The organism is Aeromonas sp. ASNIH1, from assembly GCF_002934285.1.
Lineage (GTDB): Bacteria > Pseudomonadota > Gammaproteobacteria > Enterobacterales > Aeromonadaceae > Aeromonas > Aeromonas caviae.
In genome coordinates, this window is sequence record NZ_CP026228.1 from 2,037,155 (window position 1) to 2,056,493 (window position 19,339).

Annotated in this window: 15 protein-coding genes; all 15 read left to right on the forward strand. The window is 62.3% G+C overall.

Annotation, left to right across the window (positions count from 1 at the left end; translation table 11 throughout):
* Positions 1 to 2: 2 nt before the first annotated feature.
* The 15 genes from ftsL to secA all read left to right on the forward strand — a co-directional run bounded on the left by ftsL (position 3) and on the right by secA (position 19,315).
* Positions 3 to 317, forward strand: coding sequence for a cell division protein FtsL (gene ftsL, locus C2U37_RS09915; protein ID WP_010675842.1), 315 nt, complete (start codon positions 3 to 5; stop codon positions 315 to 317).
* Positions 314 to 2,080, forward strand: a complete 1,767-nt coding sequence (locus tag C2U37_RS09920; RefSeq protein WP_010675841.1) for a peptidoglycan glycosyltransferase FtsI — start codon at positions 314 to 316, stop codon at positions 2,078 to 2,080. The genes ftsL and C2U37_RS09920 overlap by 4 nt, the downstream gene beginning before the upstream one ends.
* A gap of 95 nt (positions 2,081 to 2,175) precedes the next feature.
* A complete protein-coding gene (gene murE / locus C2U37_RS09925; protein ID WP_045522167.1) occupies positions 2,176 to 3,660 on the forward strand; it encodes a UDP-N-acetylmuramoyl-L-alanyl-D-glutamate--2,6-diaminopimelate ligase in 1,485 nt (494 codons plus the stop codon).
* Complete coding sequence (gene murF / locus C2U37_RS09930; protein WP_039040491.1) at positions 3,657 to 5,012, forward strand: UDP-N-acetylmuramoyl-tripeptide--D-alanyl-D-alanine ligase; 1,356 nt, start codon at positions 3,657 to 3,659, stop codon at positions 5,010 to 5,012. The genes murE and murF overlap by 4 nt, the downstream gene beginning before the upstream one ends.
* Positions 5,006 to 6,088, forward strand: a complete 1,083-nt coding sequence (mraY, locus tag C2U37_RS09935; protein ID WP_010675838.1) for a phospho-N-acetylmuramoyl-pentapeptide-transferase — start codon at positions 5,006 to 5,008, stop codon at positions 6,086 to 6,088. Before murF ends, mraY begins: the two co-directional genes overlap by 7 nt.
* 3 nt (positions 6,089 to 6,091) lie before the next feature.
* Positions 6,092 to 7,375: a UDP-N-acetylmuramoyl-L-alanine--D-glutamate ligase gene (murD, locus tag C2U37_RS09940; protein ID WP_041211794.1), complete on the forward strand. Its 1,284-nt coding sequence runs from the start codon at positions 6,092 to 6,094 to the stop codon at positions 7,373 to 7,375.
* Positions 7,372 to 8,556: a cell division protein FtsW gene (gene ftsW / locus C2U37_RS09945; RefSeq protein ID WP_010675836.1), complete on the forward strand. Its 1,185-nt coding sequence runs from the start codon at positions 7,372 to 7,374 to the stop codon at positions 8,554 to 8,556. Before murD ends, ftsW begins: the two co-directional genes overlap by 4 nt.
* On the forward strand, positions 8,553 to 9,620 hold the full coding sequence (murG, locus tag C2U37_RS09950) for an undecaprenyldiphospho-muramoylpentapeptide beta-N-acetylglucosaminyltransferase (protein WP_042880173.1): 1,068 nt from the start codon (positions 8,553 to 8,555) through the stop codon (positions 9,618 to 9,620). The genes ftsW and murG overlap by 4 nt, the downstream gene beginning before the upstream one ends.
* A gap of 109 nt (positions 9,621 to 9,729) precedes the next feature.
* Complete coding sequence (gene murC, locus C2U37_RS09955; RefSeq protein WP_104452198.1) at positions 9,730 to 11,184, forward strand: UDP-N-acetylmuramate--L-alanine ligase; 1,455 nt, start codon at positions 9,730 to 9,732, stop codon at positions 11,182 to 11,184.
* Between the two features lie 97 nt (positions 11,185 to 11,281).
* A complete protein-coding gene (locus tag C2U37_RS09960; RefSeq protein ID WP_029314839.1) occupies positions 11,282 to 12,034 on the forward strand; it encodes a cell division protein FtsQ/DivIB in 753 nt (250 codons plus the stop codon).
* Complete coding sequence (gene ftsA / locus C2U37_RS09965; protein WP_010675832.1) at positions 12,015 to 13,274, forward strand: cell division protein FtsA; 1,260 nt, start codon at positions 12,015 to 12,017, stop codon at positions 13,272 to 13,274. Before C2U37_RS09960 ends, ftsA begins: the two co-directional genes overlap by 20 nt.
* Positions 13,275 to 13,313: 39 nt before the next feature.
* A complete protein-coding gene (gene ftsZ / locus C2U37_RS09970; protein WP_005305686.1) occupies positions 13,314 to 14,465 on the forward strand; it encodes a cell division protein FtsZ in 1,152 nt (383 codons plus the stop codon).
* Between the two features lie 102 nt (positions 14,466 to 14,567).
* The gene (gene lpxC / locus C2U37_RS09975; protein ID WP_010675831.1) at positions 14,568 to 15,491 is read left to right on the forward strand and encodes a UDP-3-O-acyl-N-acetylglucosamine deacetylase; all 924 of its coding nucleotides are present in this window, start codon (positions 14,568 to 14,570) and stop codon (positions 15,489 to 15,491) included.
* A gap of 140 nt (positions 15,492 to 15,631) precedes the next feature.
* On the forward strand, positions 15,632 to 16,537 hold the full coding sequence (locus tag C2U37_RS09980; RefSeq protein ID WP_039040495.1) for a M23 family metallopeptidase: 906 nt from the start codon (positions 15,632 to 15,634) through the stop codon (positions 16,535 to 16,537).
* 57 nt (positions 16,538 to 16,594) lie between these two features.
* Positions 16,595 to 19,315: a preprotein translocase subunit SecA gene (secA, locus tag C2U37_RS09985; protein ID WP_041211791.1), complete on the forward strand. Its 2,721-nt coding sequence runs from the start codon at positions 16,595 to 16,597 to the stop codon at positions 19,313 to 19,315.
* The last annotated feature ends 24 nt before the right edge of the window (positions 19,316 to 19,339 follow it).

Below are 19,339 nucleotides of genomic sequence, written 5' to 3' on the forward strand. Positions count from 1 at the left end.
CGATGAGCGATGTGCGCGTTCACCTCGCCAGGGAGATCGTTGCGGATCTCTGGCGCCACAAGTTGCAGGTCCTGTTGACCGTCGCAGTGCTGGTCACCGCCTTTGCGGTGATCCTGGTGACCAACATGACCCGGGGTCTGACGGCCAAGCAGAACGATCTGATGGCGGAGGAGGACAGGCTCAACATCGAGTGGCGCCACCTCTTGCTGGAACAGGGCACACTGGCTGAGCACTCCCGGGTGGCGAGTCTGGCCATGGACAAGTTGCAGATGGCTCGCCCCCTGGTGACCACTGAAAAGGTAATTACACAACCATGACACGCAAGGCCGCCACCAAGGCTCCGGCAAAGGACAAAGCCAAGGCGAAAGCACCCTCACTCTACCCGTGGCGCTTTCGTACCCTGGTTTTCTTCATCGGCATCGCGTTTGCGGGGCTGATCCTGCGGCTGGCCTGGATCCAGGTGATCGATCCGGACAGACTGCGCCAGGAGGGGGACATGCGCTCCCTGCGCACCACCTCCACCCAGGCGGTGCGCGGCATGATCACGGACCGCAATGGCGAACAGTTGGCGGTATCCGTGCCGGTCGAAGCGGTCTGGGCTGATCCCAAGACGGTGCACGAGTCCGGTGCCATCCACAACGAGCGTGCCTGGCTGGCACTCTCCGCCGTGCTCAAGCTCGACATCAACACCCTCAAGCATCGCATCGCCAACCCGAGCAAGCGCTTCGTCTATCTGCAGCGTCAGGTGACGCCTGCGGTGGCCGAGTACATCAAGGGGTTGAAGCTGGGGGGCATCTATCTGCGCCCCGAGGCGCGCCGTTTCTACCCGACCGGCGAGATAAGCTCCCATCTGGTGGGGGTGACCAACATCGATGGCAGCGGCATCGAGGGGATTGAGCGCAGCTACAACGAGTGGCTGACCGCGACCCCTGGCGAGATGCGGGTGCGCAAGGACAGGCAGGGCCGCGTCATCGAGCGCTTGGGCCTGGTGAAAGAGGGCAAGCACGCCAACGATCTGCAACTGAGCATCGATCAGCGGGTGCAGGCGCTGGCCTATCGCGCCCTCAAACGGGCTACCGACGAGAACAAGGCCACCTCCGGCTCCATGGTGATGCTGGATGTGAAGACCGGCGAGGTGCTCGCCATGGTCAACACCCCCTCCTACAACCCGAACAACCGCGGCCAGTACCAGAGTTTCCGGGTGCGAAACCGGGTGGTGACCGATACCTATGAGCCGGGCTCCACGGTCAAGCCATTGATTTTGCTTAGTGCCTTGCAAGCCGGTGTCACCAGCTGGAAGGACTTCATCCCGGGCGGCCCCCTCTTCATCGGGGCCAAGCAGATCCGTGACGTGAGTATCCACAAGGCGACCAACCTGTACGACATCCTGCGCTACTCCTCCAACATCGGCATGTCGCGCATCGCGCTGCGGATGCCGGCCCAGGAGATGATCAACACCCTGAGCATGGTGGGCTTCGGCATGGACACCGGCAGCGGCCTGATGGGGGAGAGCAGCGGCATGCTGCCCCAGCGTCGCCGCTGGTCCGACATCGAGCGAGCCACCCTGTCGTTCGGTTATGGTCTGCGAGTGACCCCGCTGCAGCTGGCCTCCGCCTACGCCACCCTGGCCAACAAGGGCAAGCGGGTACCGCTCTCCATCATCAAGGTGACCAAGCCGCCCAAGGGTGAGCAGGTCATCGATCACAACAACGCCGCCGCCATGTTGCAGGCGCTGGAGTACGTGGTCAGCAATGCCATTCCCAAGGCCCAGATCCCCGGTTATCGCGTCGGTGGCAAGAGTGGTACCGCCAAGGTGGCCGTGGCTGGGGGCTATGGCAAGGACTACATGGCCTGGTTTGCCGGTTTCGCGCCGGCCAGCAATCCCCGTTTCGTCATGGTGGTGGTGATCAACGAACCCAAGGGAGATGCCTACTACGGCGGTGCCGTGGCGACCCCGCCCTTTGCGGAGGCCATGGGAGGCGTGTTGCAGCTCTTCAACATCCGTCCCGATGCGATCCCGCCCGAGGTACCCGCCAAGCTTGCCCGCACGGAGGCCAACAATGGCGCACCGCGTACTTGACGGGCATCCGGCTTTTTCCATCGGCCCCGCTGCTGTCGGGGCGTTTTCCATGGCGTGTACGAGCGCCCGCATTCCCGCATTTTCGGAGGCTTCCCATGCCGCCCCGCACACTTGATCAACTGATGAGCCGCTTCGGCATCGATGCCCCGGCGCTTTCCCTCACCGATCTCCAGCTCGATAGTCGGCGGGTCGGTCCCGGCTCGCTCTTCGTGGCGATTCGTGGCCATCAGGTGGATGGCAGGCGCTTCATCGAACAGGCGGTGGCTCAGGGAGCGACCGCCGTGCTGTTTGAGGAGGACGGAGAATTCGTCCCTCCGGCGACCCAGATCCCCTGCATCGGCATGAGGGATCTTCCCGCTCGTCTCTCCGAGCTGGCCGGTCATTTCTACGGTCACCCTGCGCAAAAGCTGCAACTGGTGGGCATCACGGGCACCAACGGCAAGAGCACCACGGCCCTGCTGGTGGCCAACTGGCGCACCCTGCTGGGGGGCAAGGCCGGGGTCATGGGCACCATAGGCAACGGTCTGTTTGGCGAGCTCATCGAAGCAGAGAACACCACGGGCAGCGCGGTCCAGGTGCAGGCCAATCTGGCCGCCTTGCAGCAGCAGGGGGCTGATCTGGTGGCGATGGAGGTCTCCAGCCACGGTCTGGTGCAGCATCGCGTGGCGGCCCTGCCGTTTGCCGCGGCAGTCTTCACCAACCTGAGCCGGGATCATCTGGACTATCACGGCACCATGGAGGCCTATGCCGCGGCCAAGGAGGAGCTGCTGAAGCTGGTGGATGAGCCTTGCGCCGTCATCAACGCCGATGACCATCTGGGACGGCAATGGCTGGCGACCTATCCCGGTGCGGTGGCCTTCGGGGTTCATGGTCCGATTGAAAACCATGCTGGACGACAACTGACGGCGCAGGATCCCCATTTCCACCAACAAGGTTTTGATACGCGCATTAACTCCAGCTGGGGGAATGGTGTATTATCCGCCCCCTTGCTCGGCCGCTTCAACGTCAGCAACGTGCTGGGCGCCATGGGCGCCATGCTGGTGCTCGGCTACGACTTCGATGACCTGCTGGCGACGGCCCCCAGACTGCAACCGGTGACCGGTCGCATGGAGTGCTTCGGCGGTGGCGATGCGCCGCTCGCCGTGGTCGATTACGCCCACACCCCGGATGCACTGGAGAAGGCATTGCAGGCCCTGCGGGTGCACTGTCACGGCCGGCTCTGGTGCCTGGTGGGATGCGGCGGCGACAGGGATCGCGGCAAGCGTCCCATGATGGCTGCCATGGCGGAGCTGCATGCGGACTGCGTGATCCTGACCGACGACAATCCCCGTACCGAGGAGCCGGCCCGGATCATGGCCGACATGGTGGCGGGTCTTCGCGATCCCGGCGCCGTGCAGATTGAGCACGACAGGACCAAGGCAATCCAGCTGGCACTGAGTCAAGCGAGCAAAGAGGACATCATCCTGGTGGCCGGCAAAGGCCACGAGGATTATCAGATCATTGGAACCGACAAGCGGCACTACAGCGATCGGGAAACCGTCGCAGCCGCCTTGCACACATTAATGGAGTCATTCAAATGATGACCCTCAGGCTTGCCGACCTGGCGCAGGTGCTCGATGCCCGTCTGATCGGGGGCGACCATGAGATCACGGCGGTCAGCACCGACACCCGTACCCTGGGCGCGGGGGCGCTGTTCGTGGCCCTGCGCGGCGAGCGTTTCGACGCCCACGATTTCTGCGACCAGGCGGTTGCCGCCGGCGCCAGTGCCCTGCTGGTGGAGCGCGAATTGCCGCTGGCCATTCCACAACTGGTGGTGGGCGACACCCTCAAGGGACTTGGGCGTCTGGGCAGGCTGGTGCGCGAGCGCATCAATCCGAAAGTGCTCGCCATCACCGGCAGCTGTGGCAAAACCACGGTGAAGGAGATGGCGACGGCCATCCTGCGTTGTGAAGGGGAGGTGCTGGCCACCGCCGGCAACTTCAACAACGAGGTGGGGGTGCCGCTGACCCTGCTGCGCCTCGAGCCGCAACACCAGTTCGCGGTGATGGAGCTGGGAGCCAACCACCCGGGCGAGATCGCCTGGACCACGTCGCTCGCCAGACCCGACGCCGCCATCATCAACAACGTCGCTGCCGCGCACCTGGAAGGCTTTGGCTCCCTGGAAGGGGTGTTCCATGCCAAGAGCGAAATCTTCGAAGGGCTAGGCGAGGGCGGCACCGCCATCGTCAATGCCGACAACGAGTTCTGGCCGAAGTGGCGTGAAAAGGGCATCCAGTGCGCCTTCTCCCTCGAGGATCAGCGTCAGCCGTTCCACGCCCGCGACATCGTGCTCAACGAGCAGGGTTGTGCCGGGTTCGTGATGGTGACGCCCCAGGGAGAGGTGAATCTGACCCTGGCCATTCCGGGTCGCCACAACGTGGCCAACGCCCTGGCTGCTGCCGCCGGGACCCTGGCCCTGGGCGCATCGCTTGCGTCCGTCAAGGCGGGGCTGGAGCAGATGGCGCCGGTCAAGGGCCGTTTCTGCGTGCAACGCTGGGGTGGCCTCACTCTGGTGGATGACACCTACAACGCCAGCGTGGAGTCCGTGCTGGCGGGTATCGATGCCCTGACCGCCATGAACGGCTACAAGGTGCTGGTATTCGGTGACATGAAAGAGTTGGGTGAGGAGTCCGCCGCGCAGCATGCCCGGGTCGGACACCATGCCCGTGAGCAGGGCCTCGATGCCGTGCTGACCGTAGGGGAACAGAGTCGCCACACCGCAGATGCCGCGGCTGGCCGACATTTCGATAACAAGGCGTCGTTGTTTGAAGTGCTTGCGCAAATGATAAAGACACATCAGGAAATTTCGATTCTGGTCAAGGGCGCCCGTGGCTCCCGCATGGAAGATATCGTCGAGATGGTCAAGGGCCATCAGGAGTCAGCCACATGCTAGTCTGGCTGGCGGAACTGCTCACCCCGCACTTCACCTTCTTCAACGTCTTCTCCTACCTGACGTTTCGCGCCATCCTGTCGATCATCACCGGTCTGGTGGTGGCGCTCTGGATGGGGCCGCGCCTCATCCGTCGCCTGCAGATCATGAAGTTCGGCCAGGTGATCCGCAACGATGGCCCCGAATCCCACCTCAGCAAGAAGGGCACCCCGACCATGGGTGGCCTGATGATCATCGCCGCCATCTTCACTTCTGTGCTGCTCTGGTGCCGCCTCGACAACCCCTATGTCTGGCTGGTGCTGTTCGTGCTGGGGGCCTATGGCGCCATCGGCTTTGCCGATGACTATCTCAAGGTGGTGCGCAAGAACACCGATGGCCTCATCGCCCGCTGGAAGTACTTCTGGCAGTCCGCGGTCGCGCTGGGTGTGGCAGTTTTCCTCTACGCCACGGCCACCCACGATGGTCAGACCCAGCTGGTGGTCCCCTTCCTCAAGGATGTGATGCCCCAGCTCGGCCTGATGTTCATCCTGCTGACCTACTTCGTCATCGTCGGTACTTCCAACGCTGTCAACCTGACCGATGGCCTGGATGGCCTCGCCATCATGCCCACCGTGATGGTGGCGGGGGGCTTCGCCCTGATCGCCTGGGCGACCGGCAACGTCAACTTCGCGAACTACCTGCACATTCCCTACGTGCCCTACACCTCCGAGCTGGTGATCGTCTGTACCGCCATTGTGGGCGCGGGCCTGGGCTTCCTCTGGTTCAACACCTACCCGGCCCAGGTCTTCATGGGGGATGTGGGTTCCCTGGCCCTGGGCGGCGCGCTCGGTACCATCGCCGTGCTGGTGCGCCAGGAGTTCCTGCTGGTGATCATGGGGGGGGTCTTCGTGATGGAGACCGTCTCGGTGATCCTGCAGGTCGGATCCTACAAACTGCGCGGCGTGCGGATCTTCCGCATGGCCCCCATCCATCACCACTATGAGAAGAAGGGCTGGCCGGAGCCGCGCGTCATCGTGCGCTTCTGGATCATCACCCTCATGCTGGTGCTGCTTGGCCTCGCCACCCTGAAGGTGAGGTAAGCCATGGTCATCATCATCGGACTCGGCAAAACCGGACTCTCCTGCGTCGATTACTTCCTCGACCGCGGCGTCACGCCGCTGGTGATGGACACCCGTGCCAACCCGCCGGGCAAGGACGAGCTTCCCCCCGAGGTGGAGCTCATCCACGGGCTGGACGCGGAGCGGCTCAAGCAGGCGCACATGATAGTGGCCAGCCCGGGCATCGCCCTGGCGACTCCGGAGTTGAAGGCCGCCGCCGAGTTCGGGGTGCGCATCGTCGGTGACATCGAACTGTTCGTGCGTGAAACCCAGACGCCCGTCATCGCCATCACCGGTTCCAACGGCAAGAGCACGGTCACCACGCTAGTGGGTGAGATGATCGCCGAGGCGGGGCTCAAGGTCGGTGTGGGGGGCAATATCGGCACCCCGGCGCTGTCGCTCCTCAAGCAGCCCATGGATCTCTGCGTGCTGGAGCTCTCCAGCTTCCAGCTCGAGACCACCTACAGCCTGCGGGCCGCCGCCTCCGTGGTCCTGAACCTCAGTGAAGATCATATGGATCGCTATGCCGGCATGGCGGATTACCGCGCCGCCAAGATGGAGATCCATCAGCACTCCCAACACATCCTGATCAATCGCGACGATCCCCAGACCCTGCCCGATGTGGGTCAGGTGTGGCAGAGTTTCGGCCTCGACTGCAACGGCTACGGTCGCTGCGAGCTGGAGGGCCGTCACTGGCTGACCTTGCACGGCGAGCCGCTCCTGGCGGTGGACGAGATGAAGATAGTGGGTGCCCACAACCAGGCCAATGCCCTGGCGGCCATGGCCCTGTGCGATGCGGTGGGCATTCCCCGCGAGGCACAACTTGCCGTGCTGCGCCGCTTTGAAGGCCTGCCTCACCGTGCCCGCTTCGTGCGGGAGGTAAATGGGGTGCGCTGGATCAACGACTCCAAGGCCACCAACGTGGGGGCGACCCTGGCCGCCGTGGCCGGGGTACGTGAAGCGGTCAAGGGCCGCCTGCTGCTGCTGGCCGGTGGCCAAGGCAAGGGGCAGGACTTCGGCCCGGTGCAGGCCCTGCTCGGCAGCCAGATCGATCACATGTACTGCTTTGGCCAGGATGCCGAGGTGCTGCTGGCCCTGGGCGAACAGACCGAGCGGGTTGCCGATCTTGACGCTGCTGTCGCCAAGGCGGCGGTCGATGCCAGGCCCGGTGACTGGGTGCTGCTGGCTCCGGCCTGCGCGAGCCTGGATCAGTTCAAATCCTTTGAAGCGCGCGGCGATCGCTTCACCGAACTGGTGATGGGCTTATGAACGCCCTGCGCGTGGTTGCGGGATTCTTGCAGCGCTGGTTGCTACCGGCGCGCCCCGCCGGTCTCTACGATCGGCAGCTGGTGGTACTGGCCCTCGCCCTGATGGGCGTCGGGCTGGTGATAGTGGCGTCCGCTTCCATTCCTGAGGGGATCGCCATCAACAACGATCCCTTCATGTTCGTGAAGCGCCACGGCATGTTCCTCGTGATGGCGCTGGGTATCTCCTGGTTCGTGTTGCAGGTACCCATGGCACGCTGGCAGCACTACAACGGCCCCATGTTGCTGCTGGCCATCGTGCTGCTGGTGATGGTGTTGCTGGTGGGGCGCAGCGTCAACGGTTCGGTACGCTGGCTGCCGCTTGGCCCCTTCAACTTGCAGCCGGCTGAGTTCGGCAAGCTGGCGCTGTTCGTCTATCTGGCGGGCTATCTGGTGCGCCGCCAGAGCGAGGTGCGCGAGCGCTTCATCGGTTTCATGAAACCCATGGCGGTGCTGTTCGTGGTGGCCATCCTGCTGCTGGCCCAGCCGGATCTCGGGTCAGTGGTGGTGATGTTCGTCACCTCCCTCGGGATGCTGTTCCTGGCCGGAGCCCGGCTGGTGCAGTTCATCGGTCTCATCCTGGTGGGGGTGAGCGCCGTGGTGACCCTGATCATCGCGGAGCCCTACCGGATGCGGCGGGTGACCTCTTTCCTCGACCCCTGGGCCGATCCCTTTGGCAGCGGCTATCAGCTGACCCAGTCCCTGATGGCCTTTGGTCGGGGGAGCTGGTTTGGCGAGGGGCTCGGCAACTCCATCCAGAAGATGGAGTACCTGCCGGAGGCCCACACCGACTTCGTGTTCGCCATTCTGGGCGAAGAGCTGGGCTACGTGGGGGTGCTTGGCGCACTCTTCCTGATTTTTGCGCTGGCGGTGAAGGCGCTCAAGCTGGGTCACCAGGCGCTGGTGGCCGAGCGGCTCTATGAAGGTTATCTGGCCATCGGCATCGGCATCTGGTTCAGCTTCCAGACTTTCGTCAACGTCGGTGCCGCCAGCGGCATGATGCCTACCAAGGGGCTGACCCTGCCGCTGGTCAGTTATGGCGGCTCCAGTCTCATCATCATGATGGTGGCGGTGAGCATGTTGATTCGTATCGATTTCGAGTTGCGCCAGGCGAGTGCCCAGGCGCGCGTGCGGGAGGTTGCGTGAGCAAGACGTTACTGGTGATGGCGGGTGGTACCGGGGGCCATGTGTTCCCCGGCCTGGCCGTCGCCGATCGCCTCAAGGCCCAGGGCTGGACCATCCACTGGCTCGGCACTGCCGACCGGATGGAGGCGGAGCTGGTGCCTGCCCATGGTTATCCCATCTCCTTCATCGACATCCAGGGGGTGCGTGGCAACGGCATCAAGCGTCTGCTCGCGGCGCCCTACCGTGTCATCAAATCCGTGCTTCAGGCCCGCCAGGTGCTCAAGACCATCCAGCCCGATGTGGTGCTGGGCATGGGGGGCTTTGCCTCCGGCCCGGGTGGCGTGGCCGCCTGGCTGTCCGGCATTCCGCTGCTGCTTCACGAGCAGAATGCCGCCGCCGGCCTGACCAACAAGCTGCTGGCCCGTATTGCCAGGCGGGTACTGATGGCCTTCCCCGGTGCCTTCGCCCCCAATGCCCGAACCGCCGTGGTGGGCAACCCGGTGCGCCCCGAGGTGGTGGCGCTGCCGGATCCCCAACTGCGTAGCAGCAGCAATCCTCTGCGCCTGCTTGTGGTTGGTGGCAGCCTGGGGGCCCGGGTCCTCAACGAGCAGGTGCCTCCTGCGGTTGCAGCTGCCGGTGTGCCCATCGAGGTGCGTCACCAATGCGGCAAGGGCAACGGGGAGGCCGTGGCTGCTTCCTATGCCGGGCTGGGGGTCGAGGCCGAGGTGAGTGAATTTATCAAGGACATGGCGGATGCCTATGCCTGGGCTGACCTGGTGGTGTGCCGCGCCGGCGCATTGACCGTCTCCGAAGTGGCCGCTGCCGGTGTGGCCGCCATCTTCGTGCCCCTGCCCCATGCGGTGGACGATCACCAGACCCGCAACGCCCTGACCCTGGTCGACGGCGGTGCGGCCGAGTTCCTGCCCCAGTCCGAGCTGACGCCGGCGGCGCTGGCGTCGCGCCTATCCTGGCTCGCCGGGCGCAGGGAAACTCTGTTGAACATGGCCCAGGCCGCGCGCCGGGTCGCCATCATCGATGCTGCCGAACGGGTTGCCGATGAGTGCAAACGGCTCGCCACCGGCTGAGCCAAACGAGATGGAAGGCCAAGATGTGCCGCCAAGGCCCGCTTCTGTCTTCGAACTGATGAATGTCGCCGAATGAAAATGGCCTGTGGCCGCGAATTGAGAAAGAACTATGACCAAGGTTGAACTGGCAAAACTGCGTACCGTTATCCCCGAAATGCGCCGTGTGCGTCGCATCCACTTCATCGGCATCGGTGGCGCCGGTATGGGCGGTATTGCGGAAGTGCTTGCCAATGAAGGGTATCAGGTGACCGGCTCGGATCTGGCCCGCAACGGGGTGACCGAACGCCTGGCCTCTTTGGGCGCACACATCTTTGTTGGTCACAGTGCCGAGCATGTGGACGGTGCCAGCGTGGTGGTGGTTTCCACCGCCATCAAGCAGGACAACCCCGAGCTGCTGGCTGCCCGCGAGCTGCGTATTCCCGTGGTGCGCCGCGCCGAAATGCTGGCTGAGCTGATGCGCTTCCGTCACGGCATCGCCATCGCCGGGACCCACGGCAAGACCACCACCACCAGTCTGGTGGCGAGCATCTATGCCGAGGCGGATCGCGACCCCACCTTCGTCATCGGCGGTCTGCTCAACAGCGCCGGCACCAATGCCCGCCTGGGCAGCAGCCGTTATCTGATTGCCGAGGCGGACGAGAGCGACGCCTCCTTCCTGCATCTGCAACCCATGGTCTCCATCGTGACCAATATCGAAGCGGATCACATGGACACCTATGGCGGCGATTTCTCCAGGTTGAAGGCCACCTTCATCGATTTCCTGCACAACCTGCCGTTCTACGGCCTGGCCGTGGTGTGCGTGGATGACCCCGTGATCCGCAGCATGCTGCCGGAGATCGCCCGTCCTACCCTCACCTACGGTCTGAGCGATGATGCCGATGTGCAGGTGCTGGACTTCGTGCAGACCAGCAATCGCAGCCGTTTCCGGGTGCGCCGTGCGGGGGCGGGTGAGCTGGAGGTGACCCTGAATCTGCCGGGCATCCACAACGCCCTCAACGCCGCCGCCGCCATCGCGGTGGCGACAGAAGACGGCATCGGCGACGAGGCCATCATCCAGGCACTTTCCAAGTTTGAAGGGGTGGGGCGCCGCTTCCAGCAATATGGCGAGTTTGAAACCGGCCGTGGCAAGGCCATGCTGGTGGACGATTACGGTCATCACCCGAGCGAAGTGAAGGTGACCATCAACGCCGCTCGCGCCGGCTGGCCCGAGAAGCGGCTGGTGATGGTGTTCCAGCCGCACCGCTACAGCCGGACCCGGGATCTCTACGAAGATTTCGCGGATGTGCTTTCCAAGGTGGACGTGCTGGTGATGCTGGAGGTCTATGCCGCCGGTGAGGAGCCCATTCCCGGTGCCGATGGCCGTGCCTTGTGCCGTTCCATCCGCTCCCGCGGCACCCTGGAGCCCATCTTTGTCGCAACGCCGGATGATGTGCCCGCGGTGCTGGCCGACCTGATTGGTGAGGGGGATCTGGTATTGACCCAGGGGGCGGGGAACGTCGGTGCGCTGGCCCGTCGTCTCGGCGAGATGAAATTGAGCGTGGATAGCATGAAATCCGGTGCCTGAGGGCCCAATGAGTATTTTGACCGCCAAGCCGAGGCCTATATAATGGCGAACCGGTCTGCAAGTGGCCGGCATGGCGCGTTTTACGGGGATCGATCGGGTGGAGGCAAGGGCACAAGGGCGCACCAAGGGGGGCTTCATCGCCGGGGTGGCATTTTTCATCCTGGTCATGTGGGGGCTCTACCAGACTGCGCTGGATGTTAAAGACTGGCTGACGGATGCCAGTCGGTTGCCCATGAGCGAGCTGTTGCTGCAGGGGCAACACGAATATTTGAAGGCCGATGAGTTGCGTGCTGCCGTGCTGGATGGTGCCGAACTTCGCAACTTCTTCGAGCTGGATGTGAACGAATTGCAGGCGCGTCTGAACGCTCTGCCCTGGGTGGCCCAGGTCTCGGTACGAAAGAAGTGGCCGAACAAGATCAAGGTCTATCTCACGGAACAGGATGTGGCGGCTCGCTGGAACGGCAACCGCTTCGTCAACACCAAGGGTGAGGTATTCAGTGCCCCGGACAGGGTGAAGAAGCCCCTGATGCAGTTGTCCGGGCCCGATGATCAGGCCGCCAAGGTGCTGGAAGCCAGCCATCAGTACGAGACGCTGCTGGCGGCCAAGGGATACAAGTTGCTGGGGGTGAATCTGACCCCCCGCCATGCCTGGGAACTGACCCTGGATGGCAACATTCAGCTGTTTGTGGGGCGCTCGGATATCGCGCTTCGTCTGCAGCGGTTTATCGATGCCTTTCCGGTCATCGAGCCCCGTGAGCGGGTTGCTTACGTGGATCTTCGATACGACACCGGGATGGCAGTTGGCTGGAAGAAAAGCGAAGAGAAAGTGAATGACCAACACCGCAGATAGAAATTTGATTGTCGGACTGGATATCGGCACGACCAAGGTGGCGGTACTGGTTGGCGAAGTATTGCCTGATGGCGAACTCAATGTCATCGGCATGGGCAGCCACGCTTCTCGCGGGATGGAGAAGGGCGGGGTCAATGACCTCGACTCCGTGGTCAAGTCCCTGCGCCGCGCGGTGGAAGAGGCCGAGATGATGGCAGACTGCCAGATCAGTTCCGTCTATCTGGGGCTGTCCGGCAAGCACATCGATTGCCGCAACGAGACCGGCATGGTGCCCATCTCCGACGAAGAGGTGACCCAGGAGGATGTGGACAACGTCATCCACACCGCCAAGTCGGTGCGGTTGTCGGACGAGCTGCGGGTGCTGCACGTGCTGCCCCAGGAGTTCGCCATCGACTATCAGGAAGGGATCAAGAACCCGGTCGGTCTCTCCGGCGTGCGGATGGCAGCCAAGGTGCATCTCATCACCTGCCACAACGACATGGCGCGCAACATCGAGAAGTGTGTGGAGAAGGTGGGTCTGCGGGTGGATCAGCTGATCTTCTCCGCCCTGGCCTCCAGCTACGCCGTGCTGACCGAAGACGAGAAGGAGCTGGGTGTCTGCGTGGTGGACATCGGTGGTGGCACCATGGACATGTCGCTCTTTACCGGGGGCGCCCTGCGCCACACCAAGGTGATTCCCTATGCCGGCAGCACGGTGACCAGCGACATCGCCTATGCCTTCGGCACGCCGCCGCTGGATGCGGAGGCGATCAAGGTGCGCTATGGCTGTGCCCTCGGCCGCCTGGTCAGCAAGGAAGACAATATCGAAGTGCCCAGTGTCGGCGGTCGCCCGGCGCGCAGCCTGCAACGGCAGACACTGGCGGAAGTGATTGAACCCCGTTACACCGAGTTGCTCTCCATGGTGAATGACGAGCTGGTGCGGGTGCAGAGCGAATTGAAGGCACAGGGGGTCAAGCATCAGCTGGCCGCCGGTGTGGTCTTGACCGGTGGCGCGGCCCAGATCGAAGGCATTGTGGAGTGCGCAGAGCAGATCTTCCAGAGCCAGGTCCGGGTGGGCGAGCCCATGAATATCCGGGGATTGAGTGACTATGTACAGGCACCGGTGTACTCGACTGCGGTCGGGTTGTTGCAGTACGGCCGCACCAACCAATCCACCGGCAGTAACAAGGAATATGCCGCCAAGGCAAGCGTAGGTGGGCTGGTCAAACGGGTCAGCAACTGGTTGCGTGGCGAGTTCTAAAGATTTTGCTGAGTCAGGCAAATAAAGCGGAGAGACAACATGTTTGAATTTATGGATAGCCACACTGACGAAGCCGTCATCAAGGTGATAGGTGTGGGTGGCGGCGGCGGCAACGCAGTCGAGCACATGGTTCGTCAAAACATCGAAGGTGTCGAGTTCATCACCGTGAACACCGACGCCCAGGCACTGCGTAACTCCAGCGCCAATACCACCCTGCAGATCGGCGGTGGCATCACCAAGGGTCTGGGTGCCGGGGCCAACCCGGAAGTGGGTCGTGACGCCGCCATGGAAGACAGGGAAGCGCTGCGCGAGCTGCTGACCGGTTCCGACATGGTGTTCATCGCTGCCGGCATGGGTGGTGGTACCGGCACCGGCGCTGCCCCGATCGTGGCCGAAGTGGCCCGCGAGATGGGTATCCTGACCGTTGCCGTCGTGACCAAGCCGTTCTCCTTCGAAGGGAAGAAGCGGATGGGCTTCGCCGCTCACGGCATCGAAGAGCTCTCCAAGAACGTCGACTCCCTGATCACCATCCCCAACGACAAGTTGCTGAAGGTACTGGGTCGCGGCATCTCCCTGCTGGACGCCTTCAAGGCGGCCAACGACGTGCTGCTGGGTGCAGTACAGGGCATCGCCGAGCTGATCACCCGCCCGGGCCTCATCAACGTCGACTTCGCGGACGTACGTACCGTGATGCGCGAGATGGGTACAGCCATGATGGGTACCGGCTCCGCCTCCGGTGACGACCGTGCCGAAGAAGCGGCCGAGAAGGCCATCTCCAGCCCGCTGCTGGAAGACGTGGATCTGGCCGGTGCCCGCGGCATCCTGGTCAACATCACTGCCGGCATGGACATGACCATCGAAGAGTTCGAGACCGTGGGTAACGCGGTCAAGGCCTTCGCGTCCGAGAACGCTACCGTGGTGGTGGGTACCGTAATCGACCCGGAAATGCACGACGAACTGCGCGTTACCGTAGTGGCGACCGGTATCGGTGCCGAGCGCAAGCCCGACATCACCCTGGTCAAGAACAACATGGTTCAAGAGCGTCCGGCCCGTCAGCCCCTGATCAGCGAAGCCCTGCAGTCTCGCGTGATGGAAGAGGCCCCGGCCAAGGTGGTGAACGCCGAGCCGCAAGCTCGTCGCGAACCTGATTATCTCGATATTCCTGCGTTCCTGCGCAAGCAGGCAGACTAAGCCTCTGATGGCTCTGGTTTGTTTGTTGCTTAAGGATTGTGCTAAGATGGCCCGGCAACGACCATCTGGTCAGGAATTTGAGCTGTTAAAGCGGATACGCCCATGATTAGACAAAGAACCTTGAAAACGAGTGTCCAGGCCACCGGTGTGGGCCTGCATTCGGGCCGGAAAGTCACTATGACGTTCCGTCCGGCGCCTGTTAACACAGGGATCGTTTACTTGCGTACCGATCTGAATCCTGTGGTCGCGCTGCCAGCCAACGCCGATCAGGTGCGTGATACCGTGCTTTGTACCGCTCTGGTGAACGAAGCCGGTGTTCGCGTGTCGACCATCGAACATCTGTCTGCCGCTCTGGCCGGGATGGGGATCGACAACCTTTATGTCGAGGTTGATGCCCCCGAGATCCCGGTAATGGACGGCAGTGCGCATCCGTTCATCTATCTGCTGCAGGAAGTGGGTATTCGTGAACAGAACGCGCCCAAGCAGTTCGTGCGGATCAAGCAGAGCATCCGGGTTGAAGACGGCGACAAGTGGGCGGAATTCCACCCCTATCGCAACGGCTTCAAGATGGATCTCGAGATCGATTTCCAGCATCCGGTGTTTGAAGGCCGCAACCAGCGTTGCGTGCTGGACTTCTCCGGCAGCTCCTTCGTGAAAGAGATCAGCCGTGCCCGTACCTTCGGCTTCATGCGTGATATCGAGTACCTGCGTTCCCAGAATCTGGCACTGGGCGGCAGCCTGGAAAACGCCGTGGTGCTGGATGACTACCGGGTGCTGAACGAAGATGGTCTGCGCTACGAAGACGAGTTCGTGAAGCACAAGATGCTGGATGCCATCGGCGATCTGTACATGTGCAATCGCAGTATCATCGGTGAATTCCGTGCCTACAAGACGGGCCATGCCCTGAACAACAAGCTGCTGCGTGCCCTGCTGGCCCAGCAGGAGGCCTGGGAACTGGTGACTTTCGAGGGTGAGGGCGACAAAGCGCCTATCGCTTACTACGACAACGGTCTGGTTCTGGCCTGATAGCTGTGCAACAGGACGTCGGTCATCTCTCCGCACCGACGTCCTGTCATTTGTTTATTCCATCCTTTAATACCGATTATCTCCCGGTTTTATTGCCCGTGCAGGCCCTTGGCCTCACCTGACCGAGAAGACAGATTTCTATGAGCATTACCCTGATCCTCCACGGTAAGCAGCGCCGCAGGTTGCACTTACCCAAACAACGTCTGGCCTGGGTCGGCGGTATTCTCTTCACTGTATTGGCCTTGGGGGGCGGCTGGCTCTGGCAGAGCTGGCAGCAGAAAATGGAGGCGCTGGAAGTGGCGCTGACCCTGGCGCAGCAGCAAAAATCCACGCAAGGGGCCGATGAAGCCCGCGAACAGCTTGCCATGCTGGCCGCCCAGGTGGGCACCATGCAGGGACAACTGGGTCGCCTCAACGCCCTCGGCGAGCGCCTGACCGAGAAGGCGGACCTCGATCCCGAGGAGTTCAACTTCAAGGAGCTGCCCCCGATGGGCGGCCCTTCCTATGATGCAGACCTGGAAGTCAGCCTGGGTGAACTGCAAGATTCCATGGAACACCTCAGCCGTCAGCTCAGCAGCCGCGAAGAACAGCTGTCGGTACTTGAATCCTTCATCATGAACCACCATATCACCGATGCGGGTTTCATCCCCGGCTCACCGGTGAAGCAGGAGCGTGTCTGGATCTCCTCCGGTTTCGGTGGGCGGGTCGATCCGTTCAACGGTCGCGCCAAGATGCACAAAGGAGTGGATTTCCGCGGCAGGCCCGGCACCCCCATCCTGGCGACAGGCAAGGGGATTGTCAGCTGGGCGGGGCGCCATCCGGAGTTTGGCAACATGGTGGAGATTGACCATGGCAATGGTCTGGTCACCCGCTATGCCCACAATTCCAAGTTACTGGTGGATGTGGGCACCCTGGTCGATGAGGGCCAGAAGATTGCCCTGATGGGGCGAACCGGTCGTGCAACCGGAGTTCATTTGCATTACGAAGTGTTGAAAGATGGTCGTCAGGTCAACCCCGCGCGCTTTCTGAATGCCAGACGGGGTTAGGTTTTTTCTTCAGGTTCCAGTGACGGAACGCTTATATAACCAAAACAGTTGGTACCCATGATTAGCACACTGCTCACCAAGATTATCGGCAGCCGGAACGACAGAACGCTCAAGGCTTTGCGCAAAATTGTAAAACAAATCAATGCGATGGAGCCTCAGTTCGAGGCACTGTCCGATCAGGAACTGCAGGCGAAGACCGCCGAGTACCGTCAGCGTCTGGAGCAGGGCGAAACACTGGAGCAGTTGCTGCCGGAAGCGTTCGCCACCGTCCGTGAAGCCTCCCGCCGTGTGTTCGGCATGCGTCACTTCGACGTCCAGCTGATCGGCGGCATGGTGCTGAACTCCAACCGCATTGCCGAAATGAAGACAGGTGAAGGTAAAACCCTGACGGCCACCCTGCCGGCCTACCTGAACGCCCTCACCGGCCGCGGTGTGCACGTCGTGACGGTGAACGACTATCTGGCCAAGCGTGATGCGGAAGCCAACCGCCCGCTGTTCGCCTTCCTCGGCATGACAGTGGACTGCAACGTGCCCGGCATGGATGCGTCCCAGAAGCGCGATGCCTACGCTGCCGACATCACCTACGGTACCAACAACGAATTCGGTTTCGACTACCTGCGCGACAACATGGCATTCTCGCCGGAGCAGCGCGTACAGCGTCCGCTCAACTACGCGCTGGTGGATGAGGTGGACTCGGTGCTCATCGATGAAGCCCGCACCCCGCTCATCATCTCCGGTCCGGCGGAAGACAGCTCCGCCATGTACACCCAGATCAACAAGTTGATCCCCCTGCTGGTCAAGCAGGACAAGGAAGACTCCGAGGAGTACACCGGCGACGGCCACTACACGGTAGACGAGAAGAACCGCCAGGCGCTGCTGACCGAAAACGGCCAGATCTTCGTGGAAGAGCTGCTCAAGAAAGAGGGACTGCTGGCCGAGGATGACTCCCTGTTCTCCGCCACCAACATCAGCCTGCTGCATCACGTCAATGCCGGCCTGCGTGCGCACACCCTGTTCGAGCGCAACGTCGACTATATCGTCCAGAAGGACGAGATCGTCATCGTCGACGAGCACACCGGCCGCACCATGCCGGGTCGTCGCTGGTCAGACGGTCTGCACCAGGCGGTCGAGGCGAAGGAAGGGGTCAAGATCCAGAACGAGAACCAGACCCTGGCCTCCATCACCTTCCAGAACTACTTCCGTCTGTACGACAAGCTGGCAGGCATGACCGGTACTGCGGATACCGAAGCCTTTGAATTCCAGCAGATCTATGGCCTGGATACCGTGGTCATCCCGACCAACAAGCCGATGGTGCGCAAGGACATGGGCGATCTCGTCTACCTGACCGCCCAGGAGAAATACGCGGCCATCGTGCAGGACATTCGCGAGTGCGTGAAACGCGGCCAGCCCGTGCTGGTCGGTACCGTCTCCATCGAGAACTCCGAGCTGCTCTCCGGCATCCTGACCAAGGAAAATATCCCGCACAAGGTACTGAACGCCAAGTTCCATGCCATGGAAGCGGAGATCGTCGCCCAGGCCGGCCAGACCGGCGCCGTCACCATCGCCACCAACATGGCCGGTCGTGGTACCGACATCGTGCTGGGCGGCAACTGGCAGGCGGAGATCGCCCAGCTGGAAAACCCGTCAAGCGAGCAGATTGCCGAGCTGAAAGCGGCCTGGCAGGTGCGTCATGACGAAGTGCTGGCGGCCGGTGGCCTGCACATCATCGGTACCGAGCGTCACGAATCCCGTCGTATCGATAACCAGCTGCGCGGCCGTTCCGGTCGTCAGGGTGATCCGGGTTCCTCCCGCTTCTACCTCTCCATGGAAGATACCCTGATGCGGATCTTCGCCTCCGACCGCGTGACCGGCATGATGAAGAAGCTGGGCATGGAAGAGGGCGAGGCCATTGAGCATCCCTGGGTAACCAAGGCCATCGAGAATGCCCAGCGCAAGGTGGAAGGTCGCAACTTCGACATCCGTAAAAACCTGCTCGAGTTCGACGACGTGGCCAACGATCAGCGCAAGGTGGTCTACGAGCAGCGCAACGAACTGCTGGACACCAACGACATCTCCGAGACTATTCACGTCATCCGTGACGACGTCTACGGCGCTATCATCGACGAGTACATCCCGCCCCAGTCCCTGGAAGAGATGTGGGACGTACCGGGTCTGGAAGCGCGTCTGAAGTCCGATTTCGCCCTGGATCTGCCGCTGCAGCAGTGGCTGGCGGAAGACGACAAGCTGTATGAAGAGAAGCTGCGCGAACGTATCCTGGATGAAGCCACCAAGCTCTATGCCCACAAGGAAGAGCTGGTCGGCAAGGAGGTGCTGCGCAACTTCGAGAAGGCGGTGATGCTGCAAACGCTGGATGGTCTGTGGAAAGAGCACCTGGCGGCCATGGATCACCTGCGTCAGGGCATCCATCTGCGCGGCTACGCCCAGAAGAACCCCAAGCAGGAGTACAAGCGCGAATCCTTCGATCTGTTCACCCAGATGCTGGAAACCCTCAAGCGCGACGTGGTCAGCATCCTGAGCCGAGTACAGGTGCAGGAGCGGGATGTGGAGGCGATGGAAGAGCAGCAGCGCCAGCAGGCCGAAGCCGCTCCCCGTACCTACACCCATGCCACGGCCGAAAACCAGCTGGCTGACGAGGATACGGGTGGGGCCGAGGGCCATACCACCTTCGTGCGCGACGAGCAGAAGATCGGGCGCAACGATCCCTGCCCCTGTGGTTCGGGTAAAAAATACAAGCACTGTCACGGTCAGCTGACCTGACACCCTGCCATGATGAATACACCG

What these genes read in the sequence shown, in the direction of transcription:
- lpxC (WP_010675831.1), top strand. Translation starts at nt 14,568, where the DNA reads ATGATTAGACAAAGAACCTTGAAAACGAGTGTCCAGGCCACCGGTGTG.
- murC (WP_104452198.1), top strand. Translation starts at nt 9,730, where the DNA reads ATGACCAAGGTTGAACTGGCAAAACTGCGTACCGTTATCCCCGAAATG.
- murD (WP_041211794.1), top strand. Translation starts at nt 6,092, where the DNA reads ATGGTCATCATCATCGGACTCGGCAAAACCGGACTCTCCTGCGTCGAT.
- C2U37_RS09920 (WP_010675841.1), top strand. Translation starts at nt 314, where the DNA reads ATGACACGCAAGGCCGCCACCAAGGCTCCGGCAAAGGACAAAGCCAAG.
- ftsL (WP_010675842.1), top strand. Translation starts at nt 3, where the DNA reads ATGAGCGATGTGCGCGTTCACCTCGCCAGGGAGATCGTTGCGGATCTC.
- ftsZ (WP_005305686.1), top strand. Translation starts at nt 13,314, where the DNA reads ATGTTTGAATTTATGGATAGCCACACTGACGAAGCCGTCATCAAGGTG.
- mraY (WP_010675838.1), top strand. Translation starts at nt 5,006, where the DNA reads ATGCTAGTCTGGCTGGCGGAACTGCTCACCCCGCACTTCACCTTCTTC.
- C2U37_RS09980 (WP_039040495.1), top strand. Translation starts at nt 15,632, where the DNA reads ATGAGCATTACCCTGATCCTCCACGGTAAGCAGCGCCGCAGGTTGCAC.
- murF (WP_039040491.1), top strand. Translation starts at nt 3,657, where the DNA reads ATGATGACCCTCAGGCTTGCCGACCTGGCGCAGGTGCTCGATGCCCGT.
- ftsW (WP_010675836.1), top strand. Translation starts at nt 7,372, where the DNA reads ATGAACGCCCTGCGCGTGGTTGCGGGATTCTTGCAGCGCTGGTTGCTA.
- secA (WP_041211791.1), top strand. Translation starts at nt 16,595, where the DNA reads ATGATTAGCACACTGCTCACCAAGATTATCGGCAGCCGGAACGACAGA.
- murE (WP_045522167.1), top strand. Translation starts at nt 2,176, where the DNA reads ATGCCGCCCCGCACACTTGATCAACTGATGAGCCGCTTCGGCATCGAT.
- ftsA (WP_010675832.1), top strand. Translation starts at nt 12,015, where the DNA reads ATGACCAACACCGCAGATAGAAATTTGATTGTCGGACTGGATATCGGC.